Here is a 17,153-nt window from a genome sequence, read left to right as displayed (position 1 = left end):
GAAGGGGTCGTAAAAGCCTTCCCGCTCCCGAGTACCGATCCCAGTTTTGCTCTCCGATCCCAGTTGCGGAACAGGACAAGCGCTATGCCGAGCCTTACCGACACGGCTATCCGACAAGCAATGAAGCGTGTGGAGTTCACACGAAAACAAGAAAACCTCGCCGATGGAGAGGGACGCGGCATTGGCCGCCTCGTCCTCGTTCTCAAGCCTATGCCGAAGCGCGTGACGGCCGATTGGATGGCGCAGCAATGGCGTGACGGAAAACGCAATAAGAAGAAGATCGGATCGTATCCCTCTATGACGCTCACTCAGGCACGAGATATCTTCAAGCGTGACTTCGCTGACGTCATTCAGAAAGGCCGCAGCATCAAGATCGCGACCGACGCTCGCCCGGGAACGGTCGCCGATCTTTTCGAGGGGTACGTTGCGGCGTTGAAAGCGGCGGGCAAGCCGTCCTGGAAGGAAACGGAAAAGGGTCTCAACAAAATCGCTGGCACGCTGGGGCGCGATCGTCTGGCCCGCGAGATTGAAGCCGAAGAAATTGTCGAGTTGATCCGGCCGATCTATGAGCGCGGGGCTCGGTCGATGGCCGACCATGTACGATCCTATATCCATGCCGCCTACAGCTGGGGAGTGAAATCCGACAACGACTATCGGAATACGTCTCCTCGGCGGTTCCGCATTCCCTTCAATCCGGCCTCCGATATCCCCACCGAACCCAAAGTGCAGGGCACCCGTTGGCTCAACGAGGACGAATTCATCCAGCTATATCGCTGGCTCGAATGTCCCGACACTCCCGTCCATCCCTCGTATCCGCGTGCCGTGCAGCTCATCATGCTGACCGGTCAACGGGTGGAGGAGATCGCCCGGCTCCACGTCGACCAATGGGACGAGGCTGAACGGATCATCGATTGGTCCAAGACCAAGAACCTTCAACCGCACGCCGTCCCGGTCCCCTCGCTTGCCGCAGAGCTCATCGAATCGATCAAACCAAACGAATTCGGTTGGTTCTTTCCTTCGGCGAAAGATCCGTCCAATCCGGTCAGCCACGGCACGCTCTACAGCTTCGTCTGGCGACAGCGCGATCGCGGCGTCATCCCTTACGCGACGAACCGCGACCTGCGACGAACCTTCAAGACCTTGGCCGGCAAAGCCGGCGTTCCCAAGGAGATTCGGGATCGTCTCCAGAACCACGCTCTGCAGGACGTCAGCTCCAAGAATTACGACCGCTGGAGCTACATGCCCGAAAAGCGCGCTGGCATGGCGCGCTGGGACAGGTTCGTGCGCGCGCTCCTGAAAAAGAAGAAAGCCAACAGCACGTTGATGAAGGCCGCGTGAGCTGCCGTTTCGGTTTCTCGCCGTTCAGCTTTCATTGTTCGGAGCAATCGCTCAAAACGATTACTATGGGTTGGGTACGAGAGAAACGGACGCGAGAGATGGATGGGTCTGGGCCCGCTCCATACGGTCTCGTTACAAGAGGCCCGAGAACGGGCTAGGAAGGCGAGGGGCCAGCTTCTAGACGGGATCGACCCTCTTGGACGCCCGAAAGGCCGAACACGCCCGGCGGGCCTTAGAAGCGGCTAAGACCATAAGCTTCGAAGACGCCGCAGTTGCCTATTTCAACGACCATGAGAAGAAATGGAAGAACGCCAAACATCGCGCGCAGTTTTTATCGACCCTGAAAGCCTACGCTTTCCCAACAATAGGTAGCCTGCCGGTCGCGAACATCGATACCGGCCTAGTGCTCAAATGCATCGAGGAAATCTGGAAGACCAAGACCGAAACTGCGAGCCGCGTTCGCGGTCGCATCGAAGCTGTCCTGGATTGGGCGACCGTCCGGGGCTACCGCACGGGCGATAATCCCGCTCGTTGGAATGGGCTGATCTCGGAGGTCCTCCCTGCGCGCGGCAAAGCCCAGAAGACCGTCCATCATGCCGCCCTGCCCTTTTCGGACCTCCCAGCCTTTATGGCGGCGCTTCGTGAACGCGGAGGGGTTGCGACGCGAGCGCTTGAGTTCACGATTTTAACCGCTGCACGGACCGGCGAAGCGATAGGCGCGCGAGGGGATGAAATCGATTTCGCCGAGAAGATGTGGAAGATACCGCTCGACAGGATGAAAGCGAGCCGGGAGCATCGGGTCCCTCTTTCCGATCGCGCAATTGAAATACTTGAAACGATACCTCGCGAAGCAAAGAACCCATTCATCTTCATCGGTCCGCGTCGAGGCGGGTTGAGCAATATGGCGATGGCCGCCGTTCTCAAGCGCATGAATCGGGAGGACATTACCGTTCACGGATTTCGCTCCACGTTTCGCGATTGGGCAGCCGAGCGAACCAACTATCAAAACCAAATAGTCGAAATGGCGCTCGCACACGTCGTCGGCAACAAGGTCGAGGCCGCCTACCGCCGGGGCGATCTCTTCGAGAAGCGTCGGAGGCTAATGGCGGAATCCCGCTTGAACCTTCCGCCGAGCAGAACCTGAGGAAAGGGTTTCCAGTTTGTGATTATCACGATTATCAGTGGGATAAGGACTAGGGGTGAACGATCGAGTCGCGGCACGCAAGCACTATCGCAGCGAGTCGTACGACCTCGGTGGCTGCTCCGAAGGCGAACATCGTCGAGGTCCTGTCGCCCAAGCGCCGAGGGCGCCGCGGATATCAGTTACGAGCAGCGCGCCCGGCTTGTGAAGTTACTCGGCAAGCTGGGTAGTGAGCACGCAGGGGAGTGCGCCACTGCGGCAAAGAAGGCTACGACTTTCGGGAAAGCATCGGCCTTAGTTGGTCGAATCTCATCGTTCCCTCCAGAGCCCAGAATGTCGAAAACCGAACGGACGTGGCATGAGCGCCGAGATTTATCGAGCGGTTCACGATCGTTCGCGATGTTGCGACCTGCGCCGACGCCAGCCTCAGGATAGGCGCGCCCGATCACGGGAACACTGCACGCCTGTTCAATCAGCCACAAATATAGAGGAGTATTGAAAATGACCGCAAAACCGAGGGTGAAAGTCCGCAAGGAAGCCAGCCGACGCAGCGACCATCCGTTAGATATGGAGATGCTAGCTAAGCACAAGAAGCGTCGCACACGGACCTTCCCCTTTGAGCTCGAATGTCTGGATGACCTCGCAAGCAAGCTAACGGTTGCGCTCAACGCCGTACTCAGCGTCGGGGTATGTCCCGATTGGGACAAAGGCAGATCCAGATCCTCAGTACAGAAAAAAGCTCCTCGAAGCCTTCCACATCATCCAAAGCTTGTTGTTCATTTGCGATAATATCGAAAGTGTCGCGACTCCTCCGCTGGAGCGCGAAGTTCGGAGGTTGGCGCCCAATGCTTTTAAAGAAGAATACGTCCCTACCACGGAAAGCGATTTGGCAAACAGGCTCGCGCGCGAGGGCCTCGAACAGCTGCGTTCGAGAAAGTGAGGAAATCGGTCGGACGCGCTTTTGACGCGCAAGGGCTGCGAACTGTAGGAGCAACGGCGGGGCGACAGGAACAACTCCCGTATTGTCATGCGATGGAAAAATTCACGCTAGTAGTCGATAGTCTTGCGCTCGCCGCCTTCGTGTCGGGTCTCTTCTTTGTAAAGCAAACACGCGGACGACGGCGCTAGCGGCGGAGAGCCATCATGGTCCGCGCGCTGCGACTCGGATCAGTCAGGCGGTGACGTTCCTATTGCGCCGATCATAAGCATTCGAGAGGCTGCTGGCGGGATGCCGGCAACCTGGGAGGAATCCGACGGCCGCACCTGATCCTTATCGCACCCGATAGCGTGCCGAAAGATGCAAGCGCCGGTACACATCAGCGTTTTGCTGCTCTTTCCACGAATTCCAGTAGCGATGGAGCTACCTCGTCGAGTTCAACGAAACGACGGCGCAGCTCGTCGGCGATCTCCACAGTCACATCGCGCGACCACCCCTTTGCGGTATTGAAGGCGACGATGCGCAACGGGCGAATATATTCTCCGTCCAGCAGATGGTTGATCAGGGTGTCGCGATTGGCGTCCTCTTCGTCGGTCTCAGACCAGGCGCGGCCCAGCACGCCACCAAAGTCCTCCAGCACCAGATAGACGTCATGGTCCGCCGGGTTCAGCGGCACAATGGACGGAGCGCGACTCACGAGAGCAATCCCTTTCTTCAATCGTCGCTCCAAACGATCGAAAACAACATGATTATAACGTGTTAGCAGTCCATTAGTTCACCGGACCATTCAGAGGGTCGCTTCTTACGTGGCCACAGCTCGGGATTAGCCTTGTTTCGGTTGAGGCCGCCTGATGCCGATCGCGACGAACCCCCTTGCTCGGGCAACCAAGATCAGCGCTTCCGTAGTGACTCCCCACACCGGCGCGTAGGCCAAGGCCGACGAAGCTCCACCATCCTCCGATCCTGAATAGCGAGCATCGGATCAGCTAGCCGCCTCGGAGAAACTCGCAACCTCCCGGAACGGCATAAACGCGTGGACGGTTAGGGGTGGACGCCACCGTGCACTTCCGCGCCTCGTTCGATACGTGGGCCGACGACCAGTTCGCGGACGGCTCGGATGTGACCCCGCGCTACCACCCTCACGCGGTCGAATTCGTGCTGGCGCACGTTGCGCCCGGCGGCAGGGTCAAGAAGGCCTACCGGCGCGGCACGATGTTCAAGGCGCGGATTGCGATCATGCGCGACTGGGCCAACCATTGCTGCCCGCCGCCCCAGGCCGCCAAGGTCGACACCGACAACGCGGTGCCGATGCGCAAAACCGCCTGACGGGGAGGGACTGTCCGCGCAGTGTCCTAAGGGCGTGTACTCGTTAGGCGACTGGCTGACTGATGTCCGCTCAACCCTCAACAGCGGTGGAAGAGCGGACATTGCCCGAGGTCGCAGAAGGGCCAGAAGGCGACCTGGCGCCCTGAGACCTCTCACGCAAACATCGCCGGCGTTACCTGGTCCACCTCAATGATCACGTCGGCCGGAATGTTGGCACGCCTCGCCGCATTGCGAATGGCGTCGGCGTTTTCGGCCTCATAAAGACAGTAAGTTTTGCGCTTGTCGGCACTCAGAAAGGAGAAGATCCACTTCACTCCTTCTTCATCGTTGATGAGATCGACACTTTCGACTCCTTCCTTCGTGAACTCCAGTTTTTCTGCGAAGTTTCGCTCGATAATGAAACGTGGCATGGCCCTCTCCCGTGTACGACGTGGCACGTCAGTGCAGTTGACCGCGGAGCCTCGTAAGCAGAGCGGTCATGTTCAGGCGACTTGCAGTCGCCAAAGATTCGTTCAACAGCGCATCGGCATGTGCGATGTCGCCATGGCGGCCGCGGCGGCGCAGCATGCGTGCGTATCGGTGCTGCGCGTGCGCCAGCCAAGGCGATGCATGCATGTGCCGGTCCATCCGTAGCGCTTCCTCGAAGTGCTCCTCGGAACGATCCCAGTCGCCGAGCATGTCTGCGAGAGCCCCGAGGAAGCGGCCGGCCGATCCGTAGCAGACGGTCGCGATACCGGCTGTGACAGTCATGTGGCGGTAGGGCTCGAGCAGATCGTACAAGGCACGCGCGCAGCGCCCGTCCTCGAGCGCCGCGCAGACATCGGCAAGATAGGAAAGTGTCGTGCTCCGCTTCGCATCCATGGGAAAGGCGAAATCGGTCTGCCGCAACTCGTCCAGCATCTTTTGTGCCTGCGGCTTAAAGCCCAGCTCCGTCGCGACGAGCGCGAATCCGGGCTTCCAGGTATTGCCGTCTGGTTCGTTATTGATCAAATGTTTGATGACAGGGGCAATCTCCGCCAGGCGTCCCTGCTCACGGCGGATCGTGAACATTTGCACGCCGTAGACGCCTTCGGCGCTCTCTCCATGCGTCCTGCGACCAATCGCATACGCGTTCTCAGCGAGCCTCTCGGCGGTCGGAAAGTCGCCGATCAGAAGAGCCTGCATGGCTCGCCCAAGCTGCGCAACCCATTCCTGGTGCAGCATCTGCCGACCTTCAATTGCTGACTGAAACGTGTCCAAAGCCGCGATCATCCCCTGGTAGTCGCCAAATTCGGCCGAATAATAAATTTGCACAGAAAGGATTCGGGTGCGGAGGTCGGCGTCATTCAGCCGATCGGCAATGGCGAGCGCCTCGCTCAGTCGGTTGCGCAGGTCCGCAGGTTGTGTCCCCGAGAGTGCGGTCGGTCCCAGAAATGGAGTAAACAGAACTTCACAGAGAGAGCGGTCGTCCTCGAGGCGGCGCGCCATTTCGATGGCCTCGGAATTGAAAATGTCAGCGCGCGCGAAATCGCCCTTCATCAAGAACCCTCTACCGAGCGCACTCAATATCTGGCAGCGCTGACGGCTGTCTCCTCCTTCGATTGCCGATAAAGCTTCGAGCAGCAGCGCTATGGAAGGATCAATAGAGTGATAGTAGAAGCGGGCCTGTGCAAATCCGATGGCGCAGTTGGCGAGTGCATCGCTGCTTCCACGGGCTCGTGCCTCGCCGGCGGCGCGCTCGAATGTGTCCGAAGCCTGTTGCAGATGGCCAGCCGCCGACTGCGCCCGACCCAATGCAATTCTTGTCTCGAGCACGGCGTCCTCGCGCCCTTCCGCATCGGGCAGTCTCTCGGCGATGGCCAGGGCCTTCCCGTAGTGATCGATGGCCTCGTAGTTCGCCGAGCGCGCCAGCGCGCGCTCGCCGGCACGCCGCCAGAACGGTAGGGCCAACTGTGGTAGTCCGGCCTCGGAGAAGTGGCGCGCAACCAGCTCCGGCTGGGTGTCCGCTGTCTCACGGCGGTACTCGGCAAGGGCGCGGGCAATTGCCGCATGATACCGCTGTCTTCTGCTCGTCAGCAGGGACTGATATGCCGTGTCCTGAATGAGGGCGTGCCTGAACGCCAAGGCATCCTCGGAAGGACCCCCTCTCAGAACCAGATGCGCCGCCATGAGCTCGGCGACGGCAGCATCGAGATCGTCGGCCGGAAAATCGCACACACGAGCAAGCAGGTCTCGGCTGAACTCGCGGCCGATGACAGAGGCGATTTGGGCGGTTTCTTTCGCGGTCGGCTGGCAGCGATCGAGGCGTGCCATCAAAGAGCCCTGCAGCGTCGCCGGAAGCCTCACCTCAAATTCGCCCGCGCCGGCCCCCCGCTCGACCAGAGAGCGGGCCAGCTCCTCGATGAACAGGGGGACGCCATCGGTCCGGCCGACGATCTCATCGATCAGGCGCGCGCTGGCAGTGGCGCCGGCAATGTGCCGCACCATGTCGGCGATCTGAGGCTTTGCCAGCGGCCCGAGGGAAAGCGACAGCACATGGCCGTAAAGACTCGGCCATTCGGAAGTCCAGCTCGGCCGGTGTGTTACGAGCAACATGATTGGTGCTCGGTTGATTGGCGCCATCAGCGCATCGAGTAGCTCGGTCGTGGTGGGATCGATCCAGTGAGCGTCCTCGACAATAATCAGCACTGGAGTGCGCGTGGCGCGCTGCAGGAACCGGTCGACCAGCGTCTGCAGTGTGAGGCTCTTCCTTTGCTGTGGCGTTAGGTCGGTCTTGTCGTACCGATCATGGAAATCGAGGGACAGAAGCTCCGCGTAAACGGGTGCCACCGTTCGAATGTCCGCGCCCACTTCGGCGAGGATATGCTCGAGCTTGTCGAGCCGTTGGTCGTTGCTATCGCCTGGCCGAAAGTCGGCGGCGCGGCCGAGATTCTGAACAATTGGAAACAGGGTACTGTGGGTATGATAGGGTGAGCATTGAAAGCGCAGGACGACGTTCGGCGTCGCGCCCAGCTTTTCTGTAAAGGCCTGTACCAACCGGGATTTGCCGATGCCGGCATCCCCCGAAAGCAGGATTGCCTGTCCCTCTCCTGCGCGCGCAAGCTCCCACCTTTCAACGAGCAGCTCTACCTCGTGCACGCGACCTACGAAAGGCGACAGCTCTCCGGCGTGCGCCGCATGGAAGCGGCTTTCGACCTCTCGCTCGGACTTGACGAGATACACGTGGATGCCCGTCCCGAATCCCTTGAGGGGCTTCTCACCGCGGTCCTCGACGACGAAGGCGTCGGCGATCAGTCGCCTGGTCGCCTCCGCGATGACGAGTTGACTCGGCCGCGCGCTCGCCTGGAGCCTGGCTGCGAGATTGGGCGTCTCACCCGCCACCGCACCTTCCTCGCGCACCGCGCTTCCAACGAGGTCCCCGACAACGACGAGCCCCGTGGCTACTCCGACCCGGGCTTCGAGCTCGATGGCGTCGGGCTTCAGCAGTTGCACGGCGGCCAGGGCCTCGAGCCCGGCTCGGACCGCGCGTTCGGCGTGATCCTCGTAGGCGCATGGCCATCCGAAATACGCCATGACGCCGTCGCCGATGAATTTGGCGACGTAGCCGCCATAGCGGGTGACAGCGCCAGCGACCCGATCCTGATAGCTGCGAAGCACCTCGCGCAGATCCTCCGGATCGAGCCGCCGAGACAGCTCCGTGGAACCAACCAGGTCGCAGAACAGGACGCTCAGCAGCCGTCGCTCCGGCGGCCGCTCCGGGGGAGCGCGCGGCAGCGGCTTATCGTTCGCATGGAGAGAGTCGGTGTTTGCCGCCGATAGCGGACCCCCGAAGGACTCGGCCACCGCTGCCAGGATGATCTTGCGGTGTCCGAGCGATACCCCCAGTTCGCGAAGATCCGTCTCCGTAAGATGCGGGAGTACCCTCAGATCGACATCACCGGCGGCGAAGACATCACAATATTGCCCGAGGCCAAGAGCACGCAGCCACGTATTGATGTCTTGGCTCATGAGCTCGCTCGCTGCTTTTGGTTTTCTTCCTTATCTGCTCCGGTCAACTTTGGAGCGCGTGTGCGCCTCTCGCCGGGAAGGCGCCTCGCCCGCTCTCTGAGTTCCGGGTTAAGCGGAGCGGACGATATTCTGCGGCGAGTACTTCGGCAGTCGCAGACGACTTTCGATGGGACCTCGTGCCGATGCACACCTAAGTCCCTACGAGTCCCTACGCAGCACGCTACGTTGTATTTTACTGCAAACGTGCAGCCGAGCATAGAACCGCCGCAGCGCGATAATTTGGGCAGGCCTGATCGGTAGCGGGGGCAGGTATTGGCTCCCACGTAAGGCTAGCTTCAGGGATGGGGTAGGCCAGCCAGCTTGGGAAGCAGGTTCTTATTGAGCGCCCCGATGACAAGCCGGAATGACCAGCGCGGGGAAAAGGCAAATCGGCCTGCCCACCCACCCGTGCGCTGATCGGTCTACTGGCGAGCCGCGCTTCCACCTGGCCGCGTGACCACTTCTGCCGCAGCACGATGGTACCGCGGTCATCATGACCAACGAGGTGGAACGAGTTTTCGCCGATATCGATGCCGATCACGGCGAATCGCTGGGTTGAGTTTTCTGAGACATGGCGTACTCCTTGTCTTGAGCGCCCCTTGCCAGCTTCTCGTGCTGGCAGGGCCGGAGCACGGCCGGACCATTCCATTCTGATGTCCCCAGTCAAGCACACAGCGCAGGGTTTCCCATCTCCACGAGGACCCATCGTGAAGTTCTTGTGCCGATGGATCGTGCAGAGGAGAAGGCGGGACCCAAAGACGTCGGTGAACAGGCTCTGATGCGGCGGTTGGGTACCGCATTTCCGTTTTTTCGTCTGGGACTGTCCCTGGTCTAGCGTCGGGCGTCGATCGGATGATCGGCCACATAATGGGTTTCAGGATTTCCCCTGCCGTGGTCCCACCTTCACCTCTGCACGATTGATGTCCGCGACTACCCCCTGATCCTGATTGCAACAAAGGGGGCTGTGGGCCGGTCGAGCGCACCTCACGACTCGAGCGGTCCACAGCCCCCAACGACGTTACGCCTGTCGAGGTGGCATGAGCTCGCGATTGATCGCCCAAATGAAGGCGGAGAGCTCTCGGGCAATCGCCGTGACGATTACGGTTCGCCGCTTGCCCTTCCGCTCGAGTGAGCGGAAGCGTCCACACAATCTGGTTTGCGCTTTCCACGCAATCTCGCGCGCGTCTCGGTGCGGCCTCCGCCTTTGGCTGCTTGTCTCGGCTCACGCGCGGCGGATATCGATAGCTCCAGGCCGCCTCCACAAGAATACGTCGCGCCCGCCCATTACCGGGTTTGGGCGTGACCGAATCGTGCGGCAGACGTGTTCGTTTACGCGTGCAGCGGTCTGATGTTCTGGTTCATGCGGAAGAAGTTCGTCGGGTCGTACTTGGCTTTCAAGGCGGCGAGGCGGTCGTAGTTGTCGCCATAAGTGGCGCGAAGTCTGCTGTCGTCCCCATCGTCCATCATGAAATTCACATAGCCGCCGTCGGCCGAGTACGGATGCACGGCTTCCCAATAGCCTTTGGTCCAGCGCGTGATCTCGCCCGCTTTTTGCGGATTGGGATCGATGCCGGCGATGACCATCGACCAAGTCGCTTCGCGCGTGTTCCAGGCGGTGTCGTTCTTGCCAACGCGATGGACGGCGCCGTCGATCGGATAAAGATGCATGAGCGAAAGCGCGCTCGGTGCATTCCGGGCCTGCTCGATATGCGCGTCAATTGCTTCGTCAGTCAGTTCTTTCACGAAATCGCCGCGCCAGTACCATTGCAAGCCTTTCGGGAAGAACGGGTCGAACATGGATTGGAGGGCCGGATATGGCATTTCGCCCATCCAGTTGAAGAGCGGCGGGGGCAGCTCACCGAGCAACCTGGCCACGACGGCCTGGCCATCTTCCGTCGGGCCGTTGTAGCAGCCAATGATGGCGCAGGCGCGCTTGCCCTGATGTTCCGCCGGGAACGGGTCCACCGGTGGAACGGTCTTCAAGCCGACGAAGGCCCCGAGTTCCTCGGGAGCACAAGGCAGGAAATCCCTGTACATCCGCATGACGGTCCGGGCATGTTCGATATCCCAGAAGATCGGACCGGCATAGACCATGTTCACCGGATGAGCTTGGAACAGGAAGCTCGTGACGATGCCGAAATTGCCGCCGCCGCCCCGCAGGCCCCAGTAAAGGTCAGCGTTCTCCGACTTGTTGGCGGTGACGATGCGACCGTCGGCGAGCACGACATCCGCCTCGAGGAGATTGTCGATGGTGAGGCCATGCTTGCGGGTGAGATATCCGGTGCCGCCGCCGAGCGTAAGCCCGGCGATCCCGGTGCTCGACACAATGCCGGCCGGCACGGCAAGCGCGTAGACATGCGTGGCGTGGTCAACATCGCCTTGCGTGCAGCCGGGACCAACGCGGACGGTGCGCGCCGCGGGATCGACCCGCACGCCTTTCATCGTCGACATGTCGATCATCAGCCCGTCGTCGACACTACTAAGGCCCGGCCCATTGTGCCCGCCTCCGCGGATCGCGACCTGGAGATCGTTCGCCCTTGCGAAATTAACCGCCGCGACGACGTCAGCGACGTCGGCGCATCGCGCAATCATCACGGGAGTCTTATCGATCATCCCGTTGTAGAGGCTCCGCACAGCGTCATAATCGGCGTCCATTCGCCTGACAACCGGGCCGCGCATGTTGCCGATGAAGGTTTCGGTGGCCATGGTCTGCATGATGTCCTCCTATTCCACCCATGATCGGTCATTGGGCGTGCATCTTCGTCGCGGTAGCTATGGTCGAGTTAGGGTTTAACAGTGAGGCCCACGGTGGTTGGTGTCGGCCTCTCGGCCGTTGCCTGAAGGACTGTCGAGCGCGGTGTCAAAATCGCGATCTGCGTTGGAGAAGCAGGCATGCCCGCTAGGGTCAGCGTGGGAACGGGTGACTGTTCCTCAACATTGGCCGACCCCATCACGGCAACCTGGTGCTGCGAGATCGGAAACCCCGTCACTTCAAACGTTGGCAGCTCTGCGGCCGATGCGCCCGCAGTTACAACGACGGCAGCAATGCCTGCCATTAAGCCGAAACGTGTCATGTTAAAATCTCCCCTACAGAATTGATACCCACTACTTTGATGAAGTGGAGCCCTAATTCGCCGTCGTGGTCGAGGGCGGGGACAGGGGAATTCTTCTTCGTTTGTTGTTTTTTTGAATAGCAGAGGTAAGGCGCAAAGGCTGCCTACGATGGTGGTGCATCGCCTCTGACTAAAAAGGTCGCAAACTTCCGCATCAAACTTAGCGCCGTTGGCGGCGGCCCAATGTGAACCCCTTCACACATCGCAAGCTCAAAAAAGCAATCCAAGTGTTCTGCCGATGCGAAATGGGACGCAGCCAAAAACCGTTAGAACTCACTAGTAGCAGCCTTCTGTTTCAGCAAGATTTCGTTCTTCAACCAAAGAGCGCGGTCCCGCGGCCAAAAATCCAACTACAACGCGAAATGACTTATCTGGCGATGCACTCGCCGTTGGGTGCAATCGGCTCTCGCGCCCGAGACGAACGGAAAGGCGTCGTTCGCGGAGATACGGGCGATTCGCGGGTCATATCAGATCAAGTCATGCTTCCGGGCATAAAGCAGCGAACGGTGGGATGGCCGTCCTCATAATATGGCCAAACAACAGTTTGTCCGAAACGGTTGGGCGCGGTGACGAGAGCCGCGTCCGGTACATCAATCCATTCGTTCGCAAGGAAGACTTGGTAGTGACCGCTGCTGCTTCGCCAGTCGGCATCCCGCAAGGTATTGCCATCGCTCAGGGCGCAGCAAGCCTCTCCCCCTTCGGATTTTGGCTGCTCGAACCACTTGTGCATTTCTGGATCGGCTTGCGCATATTTCCCACCGGGATCGCGAGCTAACGCCGAGTTCGACGACGTGAGCAGTGATACGAACAATATCGAGACTTCGATGTGCAGCTGAAATGGAGTTCTCATAAAGGCCGCCTGCCAAAATTGAATTGTTTGAACAGCATCTACACCGAGAAAAAGACCCGCCTCCGAGTCAATGGGAAGAACGGAGGGATCACCTTGTTTGCTGATACCGCCAAGCTTGTCCTTGCCCCCGCTCGAGTTCTGCTTCGGCACGAGCCCAACCCAGGCCGAGAAATCCCGACCCGATCGAAAGGTCTTGGCATCGGCAACGCTCGCGACCAGCGCTGTCGCCAGCGCCGGCCCAACGCCAGGGATCGCGTCCAGCCGTTTACTCGTCGCACTTGATCGATGCCAGACGATGATGCGTCGGTCGAACTCCAGGATTTGGGCCTTCAGCGCCCGCAATTGACTGCCGAGAGCCGCAAGACATGCGCGGGCCACCTCTGGGAGCCGGCGGTCAGCCGTATCGGCGACGACTTCCAGCAATTGCTCGACACCCCGGCGCCCGACGGGAGCGAAAATCCCGAACTCGGCAAGATAGGCGCGGATTGAATTGATGACCGCGGTCTGCTGGCGGATGAAGAGATGGCGGGCTCGATGCAGCATCAGGCAGCTCTGTTGCTCGACCGTCTTGGTCGGCACAAACCGCATGGTGGGTCGCGTGACCGCCTCGCAAATCGCCTCCGCATCGGTGCAGTCGTTCTTCTGCCGCTTGACGTAGGGCTTCACATAGGCCGGAGGCATCAATCGCACCGTATGCCCCAACGCCTGGAGTTCACGGGACCAATGATGCGACGACGCGCAAGCTTCGATCCCCACCAGGCATGGCGGCAGTTTCTGGAAAAATGCCAGCACGTGCCGGCGCCTCAACTGACAGCGTATGACCACCTGGCCGGCTGCATCAACGCCGTGCACCTGAAAGACCGACTTCGCGATATCCAGACCGATCGTTGAAATTGACTGCATAGGCTGCTCCTCCGAATCGTGGGAGCCTCAAAACGGCGCCCACTCCTTGGCACTCTCGTGCCGGTGGAGGAGCCGTCCACAGCATCACTTCCGGACTCATGCACCGCACCAAAAGAGCGCGCCCTCATTCGATCACCTCGTCGGCGCGAAGGACCAGTGACGCGGGAATCGTGATGCCCTGCGTCCTGGCAGCTTTGAGGTTGATGATGGCCGTGTACTTGTCCACCTGATAGATCGGTAATTCGCTGGGTTTGGCGCCCTTAAAAATCATATCAACGTAATGCGCGTGTTGACGGTATAGTTTTTGCCTATCGATGGCATAGGCCATCAATCCTCCGATTTCGACATACTCCCGGTAAGGATAGATCGCTGGGAGCCGACCCCTTTCTGCGAAATCCACAATAACATCGCGGTGGGCCAAGTGTTGTGGCCCATCGGTGACAAGCATGCCATCGGCGTGTTCACGTTGGAGAAGATCATCTAGAACGCGTAGATACTCGGCCTCTTGAGCTGCCCCCTGCAACGGCGAACCCACAATTTTGACTGAAAAATTGCGAGCTGCCGCGCGCATCGCGTCACCACCGGCGCTATTCCAGAACGCTTCTGTACAAAGAAATCCTACGCGACTAGCTGTCGGAACAGCCTCTAAAAGTATCCCGAGCCGCTTGCCTAAAATTTCGATGCCGGCATCGACGCTGATCCCGGTTATATTTCCTTCCGGTCGAGCAAGATTGCTGACGATCCCGAGTGCAACGGGATCGTTCATCCCCCCGACGACGGGAATGGAGCGTACAAGCGCTTTTACTCGAAGAAGTAGATGGCTAGTCCCTGTAACGAAAATGAGGTCCGGGGACGAGCTGACGGCGTCGCGAACCGTTGTGTCGTAGCGCGAGGTATCTTCCCTTGCCGAGAAGCGCAAAACAACGAGGTTCTCTCCTTCAACGTAACCAAGTCGCCGCAACTCGACAAACAACGGTTTGTACAGACCGCTCTCGCTTAGGTCGGCAACTGTTGACACAATCGCAAGCCGGTAGACCTTGTTCGACTCAGCGGCCCGCAGCGCGCTTGCCGTTGTGGTGGCCAACAAACCTGCAAGAAGGTCCCGCCGTCGCACGTGCCCCTCCCTTCAAGGACCACGCCTGTGGGAGGGGGAGCTTAGCACGTTGTCATGGGGCTGTGAGGTGCTTGAAGGACCGCTTCGGGGTCTTTCGCGACTGAGCCGGGCAGTGCTCGCTACCAAGTGATGTCCGCTTCGGTCCCGATATCGCACGCATCGAGCAGACGCAGCAAATAGCGCGAGGGGCCATCTGCGCCATTATCGCTTGACGGAAATACCGGGAAAGTCTTCGCATTGATGGAGGGCTAGTGCAGCGTGCCTCGGTGCGGTGGATCGATGTTGGATTGTTCATAGAAGTATTGCAGCTCGGCTTCGAGACGCTCGTTGATCAAGAGGAGCGCCTGTAGAGCCCCGTGAATGTCGCCGCGGCATTCTTCGATCAATCTGTCTATCAAGTCATTAATCGGCATCGTTGGCTCCCACTGCGTCGGTTTCCATCAACCGCGCCAGTGGGCTAAACTGAGACCACTTGCCTCTAATCCACAGCCTATTCCCTTAGCTGGGGCGCAAGCCTAGAGGCCGCGACGCGATGCGGAAAGATGTTGGTGTGTGCGCGTGACATGCGAGCAACATTCAAGCATGAATATTAGGCAGGTAGGTTAAAGCCGGGGCGTCATCCCCGCAATTCACAGGGCGTCGGCAATTACCCCTGAGGGGAACAGGGTGAATGCTGGTAACGATTTGATATTTACAACTCATACACATTCCTGAAACATGCTGGATGGTCGGGGGTGGAGCATGTTCGACGTTTACTTCAATCATAAACGAGACCTGCTGGTTCTGAGCAGGGGCTCTTCGATGCCGACGCTTGGCTCGCCGAGCAAGTGGCGGAAGAGCAGGAAGAGAGTGTTCAAAGTCAGCGACGAGATTAAGTCAGTGGTTCAGAGACAAGGTTACTACATGCGGAAGGTGCGGGATACCAAGGAGCGGACGATCTAAGATCGAGTGCGTAGGCGTCTGGTCTTCTCCGGGTACAACCTCTTCACACCAAGCCGCGATCGTTGCGCTATTCCGCGTGATCAACGGTACGTGGTCAACTTAGAGCCGACGCGCGCTCTCGTTCTCGGCCAGCGCGTCATGGAACGCGATTTCTTGTCTGCGAGGTGGCCCTCCTCAGCTTTCCCTCGTCAGATGTATTAGCATGGCGTTGCAGGCTTCCTCGGCGTCAACGAACGTTTTGAAGGGCGAGATCGCACCACGGCTCTGGTAAAGCGGGCGCCATGACGCGACATAGTCGAGGCTTCCGTGAAAGCCGGGGCCAGTGGGGCTCTCATAGATCATTACGAACGAAAAGCCGTCGCTGCTTGCGCTCCATATTTCCAAGTGCTCGATGCCACGGTAGAATTGCAGAGCCACTCTCAGCTGTAGCGGATCGCAAATATCAATCGGTTGAAACGCCGCAAGGTTTGAACGGATGGCCCTCGCCTGTCTGTCCAAAAGCCGACAAACAGACGCCTTTTCAGTCGCAGTGTGGGAATTGGGACACCCCCCCTTGCGTCCCGCCGCCTCACGCAGCCGTCGGACAACATGGGCGCGAAAGCGCTGCTGACGTGTCTCGCCGATGTTGCCCGCGCGCACGACGCCAGCATCAGCCAGGTCGCCCTGAACTGGCTTTTAGCACGCGACAGTCACGTGATTCCGATCCCAGGCGCGACCAAGCCTCATCACGCCAGGGCCAATCTCGATGCACTCCGTTGGCGCTTGAGCGAGACCGAGTTCGACGCGATCGACCGAGCCTCGCCAAAGAGGAGAGCATGAATCCGGCGCCCTCAAGCCCTCATCTCCACCTCCGAAACTGATCTTAAGTAATGCTCGTCACAGCGATGGGATCGCGGACGAAATAGACCCGGCCCTCGACGGGCATGAAGTTGATAACGGAGCGGTGCTGCGCCGCGAACGATTCGATGTTTCTTCTGCCGTTTTGGTCCGTTTCCCCGAACGCGTACTGTGCGCCCTTCGTCGAGAACAAGATGCTCGCCTCGGCAAACGTGACCCACCCCCGCTCTTCCGGTGGCAATGCCGACAAGCAGCGAGCAAGCGTGGCCTCGGTTGTTCCGTCGAGCTTCGTGGCATCCGGCGGAGCGGCAGTGTCTGATCCAAATATCAGTCGGATAAAGCTCCTTATTCCCATCTCGGGAATCTCCCGCCACCTCAGTGGAGTTATGGCTGGCCTGACGTGTACATTAGTTTCGCTGTTACACATATCACGATCGATATACTTGCTGAACGGCCGCTGGGTTTCCTGCAACGCTAATCCCCCACGATCGATCAGCGTGATCCGCGAATCTAAACCCAGCGTCGGGCGCAAAGAGGCTGGTTTGCGACACTTACGGGGGTTCATTTGACTTCCAGTGAGTGACCGTTAATGGCGTTCGTGAACCCAACGGCGACGGAGAAGCTTC

The 17,153-nt window shown here is 59.4% G+C and carries 14 protein-coding genes and 3 pseudogenes; 6 read left to right on the top strand and 11 right to left on the bottom strand.

The features are described 5' to 3' along the window. Nucleotides 1-84: 84 nt before the first annotated feature. From NLN62_RS20465 to NLN62_RS20455, 3 genes are read left to right on the top strand one after another with little or no spacing between them, the layout of a single operon-like run. A complete protein-coding gene (locus NLN62_RS20465) occupies nt 85-1,338 on the top strand; it encodes a site-specific integrase (protein ID WP_254109972.1) in 1,254 nt (417 codons plus the stop codon). 33 nt (nt 1,339-1,371) lie between these two features. Continuing rightward, the gene (locus NLN62_RS20460) at nt 1,372-1,584 is read left to right on the top strand and encodes an Arm DNA-binding domain-containing protein (protein WP_254113562.1); all 213 of its coding nucleotides are present in this window, start codon (nt 1,372-1,374) and stop codon (nt 1,582-1,584) included. Next, nucleotides 1,535-2,482, top strand: coding sequence for a site-specific integrase (locus NLN62_RS20455; RefSeq protein WP_254109971.1), 948 nt, complete (start codon nt 1,535-1,537; stop codon nt 2,480-2,482). Before NLN62_RS20460 ends, NLN62_RS20455 begins: the two co-directional genes overlap by 50 nt. A 1,313-nt stretch (nt 2,483-3,795) precedes the next feature. Here the strand turns inward: NLN62_RS20455 and NLN62_RS20450 are convergent. After that, nucleotides 3,796-4,134 carry a hypothetical protein gene (locus NLN62_RS20450; protein WP_254109970.1) on the bottom strand — a complete coding sequence of 113 codons (339 nt, stop codon included), beginning with the start codon at nt 4,132-4,134 and terminating at the stop codon, nt 3,796-3,798. A 329-nt stretch (nt 4,135-4,463) separates the two neighbouring features. On the opposite strand from NLN62_RS20450, the gene NLN62_RS20445 reads away from it, so the two are divergent. Further along, on the top strand, nt 4,464-4,742 hold the full coding sequence (locus NLN62_RS20445; RefSeq protein ID WP_254109969.1) for a hypothetical protein: 279 nt from the start codon (nt 4,464-4,466) through the stop codon (nt 4,740-4,742). Nucleotides 4,743-4,894: 152 nt separating this feature from the next. Here NLN62_RS20445 and NLN62_RS20440 read toward each other — a convergent pair whose 3' ends face one another. From NLN62_RS20440 to NLN62_RS20405, 9 genes and pseudogenes are all read right to left on the bottom strand, one after another. Further along, a complete protein-coding gene (locus tag NLN62_RS20440) occupies nt 4,895-5,152 on the bottom strand; it encodes a DUF4242 domain-containing protein (RefSeq protein WP_254109968.1) in 258 nt (85 codons plus the stop codon). Between the two features lie 28 nt (nt 5,153-5,180). Beyond that, entirely contained in the window at nt 5,181-8,729 is a 3,549-nt protein-coding gene (locus tag NLN62_RS20435; RefSeq protein WP_254109967.1) for an AAA family ATPase, read from the bottom strand. A 457-nt stretch (nt 8,730-9,186) separates the two neighbouring features. Next, nucleotides 9,187-9,309 (bottom strand): annotated as a pseudogene (locus NLN62_RS20430) (IS110 family transposase); the annotation flags it as partial. Nucleotides 9,310-9,786: 477 nt separating this feature from the next. Then, nucleotides 9,787-9,939 (bottom strand): annotated as a pseudogene (locus NLN62_RS53500) (IS110 family transposase); the annotation flags it as partial. A gap of 158 nt (nt 9,940-10,097) precedes the next feature. After that, nucleotides 10,098-11,483, bottom strand: a complete 1,386-nt coding sequence (locus tag NLN62_RS20425; RefSeq protein WP_254109966.1) for an FAD-binding oxidoreductase — start codon at nt 11,481-11,483, stop codon at nt 10,098-10,100. 68 nt (nt 11,484-11,551) lie between these two features. Beyond that, complete coding sequence (locus NLN62_RS20420) at nt 11,552-11,842, bottom strand: hypothetical protein (RefSeq protein ID WP_254109965.1); 291 nt, start codon at nt 11,840-11,842, stop codon at nt 11,552-11,554. A 973-nt stretch (nt 11,843-12,815) separates the two neighbouring features. Then, a pseudogene (locus NLN62_RS20415) lies at nt 12,816-13,634 on the bottom strand (IS110 family transposase); the annotation flags it as partial. Between the two features lie 124 nt (nt 13,635-13,758). Next, on the bottom strand, nt 13,759-14,748 hold the full coding sequence (locus tag NLN62_RS20410; RefSeq protein ID WP_254109964.1) for an ABC transporter substrate-binding protein: 990 nt from the start codon (nt 14,746-14,748) through the stop codon (nt 13,759-13,761). 248 nt (nt 14,749-14,996) lie between these two features. Beyond that, nucleotides 14,997-15,161, bottom strand: a complete 165-nt coding sequence (locus tag NLN62_RS20405; RefSeq protein ID WP_254109963.1) for a hypothetical protein — start codon at nt 15,159-15,161, stop codon at nt 14,997-14,999. Between the two features lie 328 nt (nt 15,162-15,489). Between NLN62_RS20405 and NLN62_RS20400 the strand changes: the two genes are divergently transcribed. Then, nucleotides 15,490-15,690, top strand: coding sequence for a hypothetical protein (locus NLN62_RS20400; RefSeq protein ID WP_254109962.1), 201 nt, complete (start codon nt 15,490-15,492; stop codon nt 15,688-15,690). A gap of 588 nt (nt 15,691-16,278) precedes the next feature. After that, nucleotides 16,279-16,509, top strand: coding sequence for an aldo/keto reductase (locus NLN62_RS20390; RefSeq protein WP_254109960.1), 231 nt, complete (start codon nt 16,279-16,281; stop codon nt 16,507-16,509). Nucleotides 16,510-16,552: 43 nt separating this feature from the next. Here NLN62_RS20390 and NLN62_RS20385 read toward each other — a convergent pair whose 3' ends face one another. Then, the gene (locus NLN62_RS20385) at nt 16,553-17,092 is read right to left on the bottom strand and encodes a hypothetical protein (protein ID WP_254109959.1); all 540 of its coding nucleotides are present in this window, start codon (nt 17,090-17,092) and stop codon (nt 16,553-16,555) included. Between the last annotated feature and the right edge of the window lie 61 nt (nt 17,093-17,153).

Origin of the sequence: Bradyrhizobium sp. CCGUVB23, assembly GCF_024199885.1 — a bacterium.
Lineage (GTDB): Bacteria > Pseudomonadota > Alphaproteobacteria > Rhizobiales > Xanthobacteraceae > Bradyrhizobium.
This window is presented reverse-complemented; position numbering and strand designations above follow the sequence as displayed.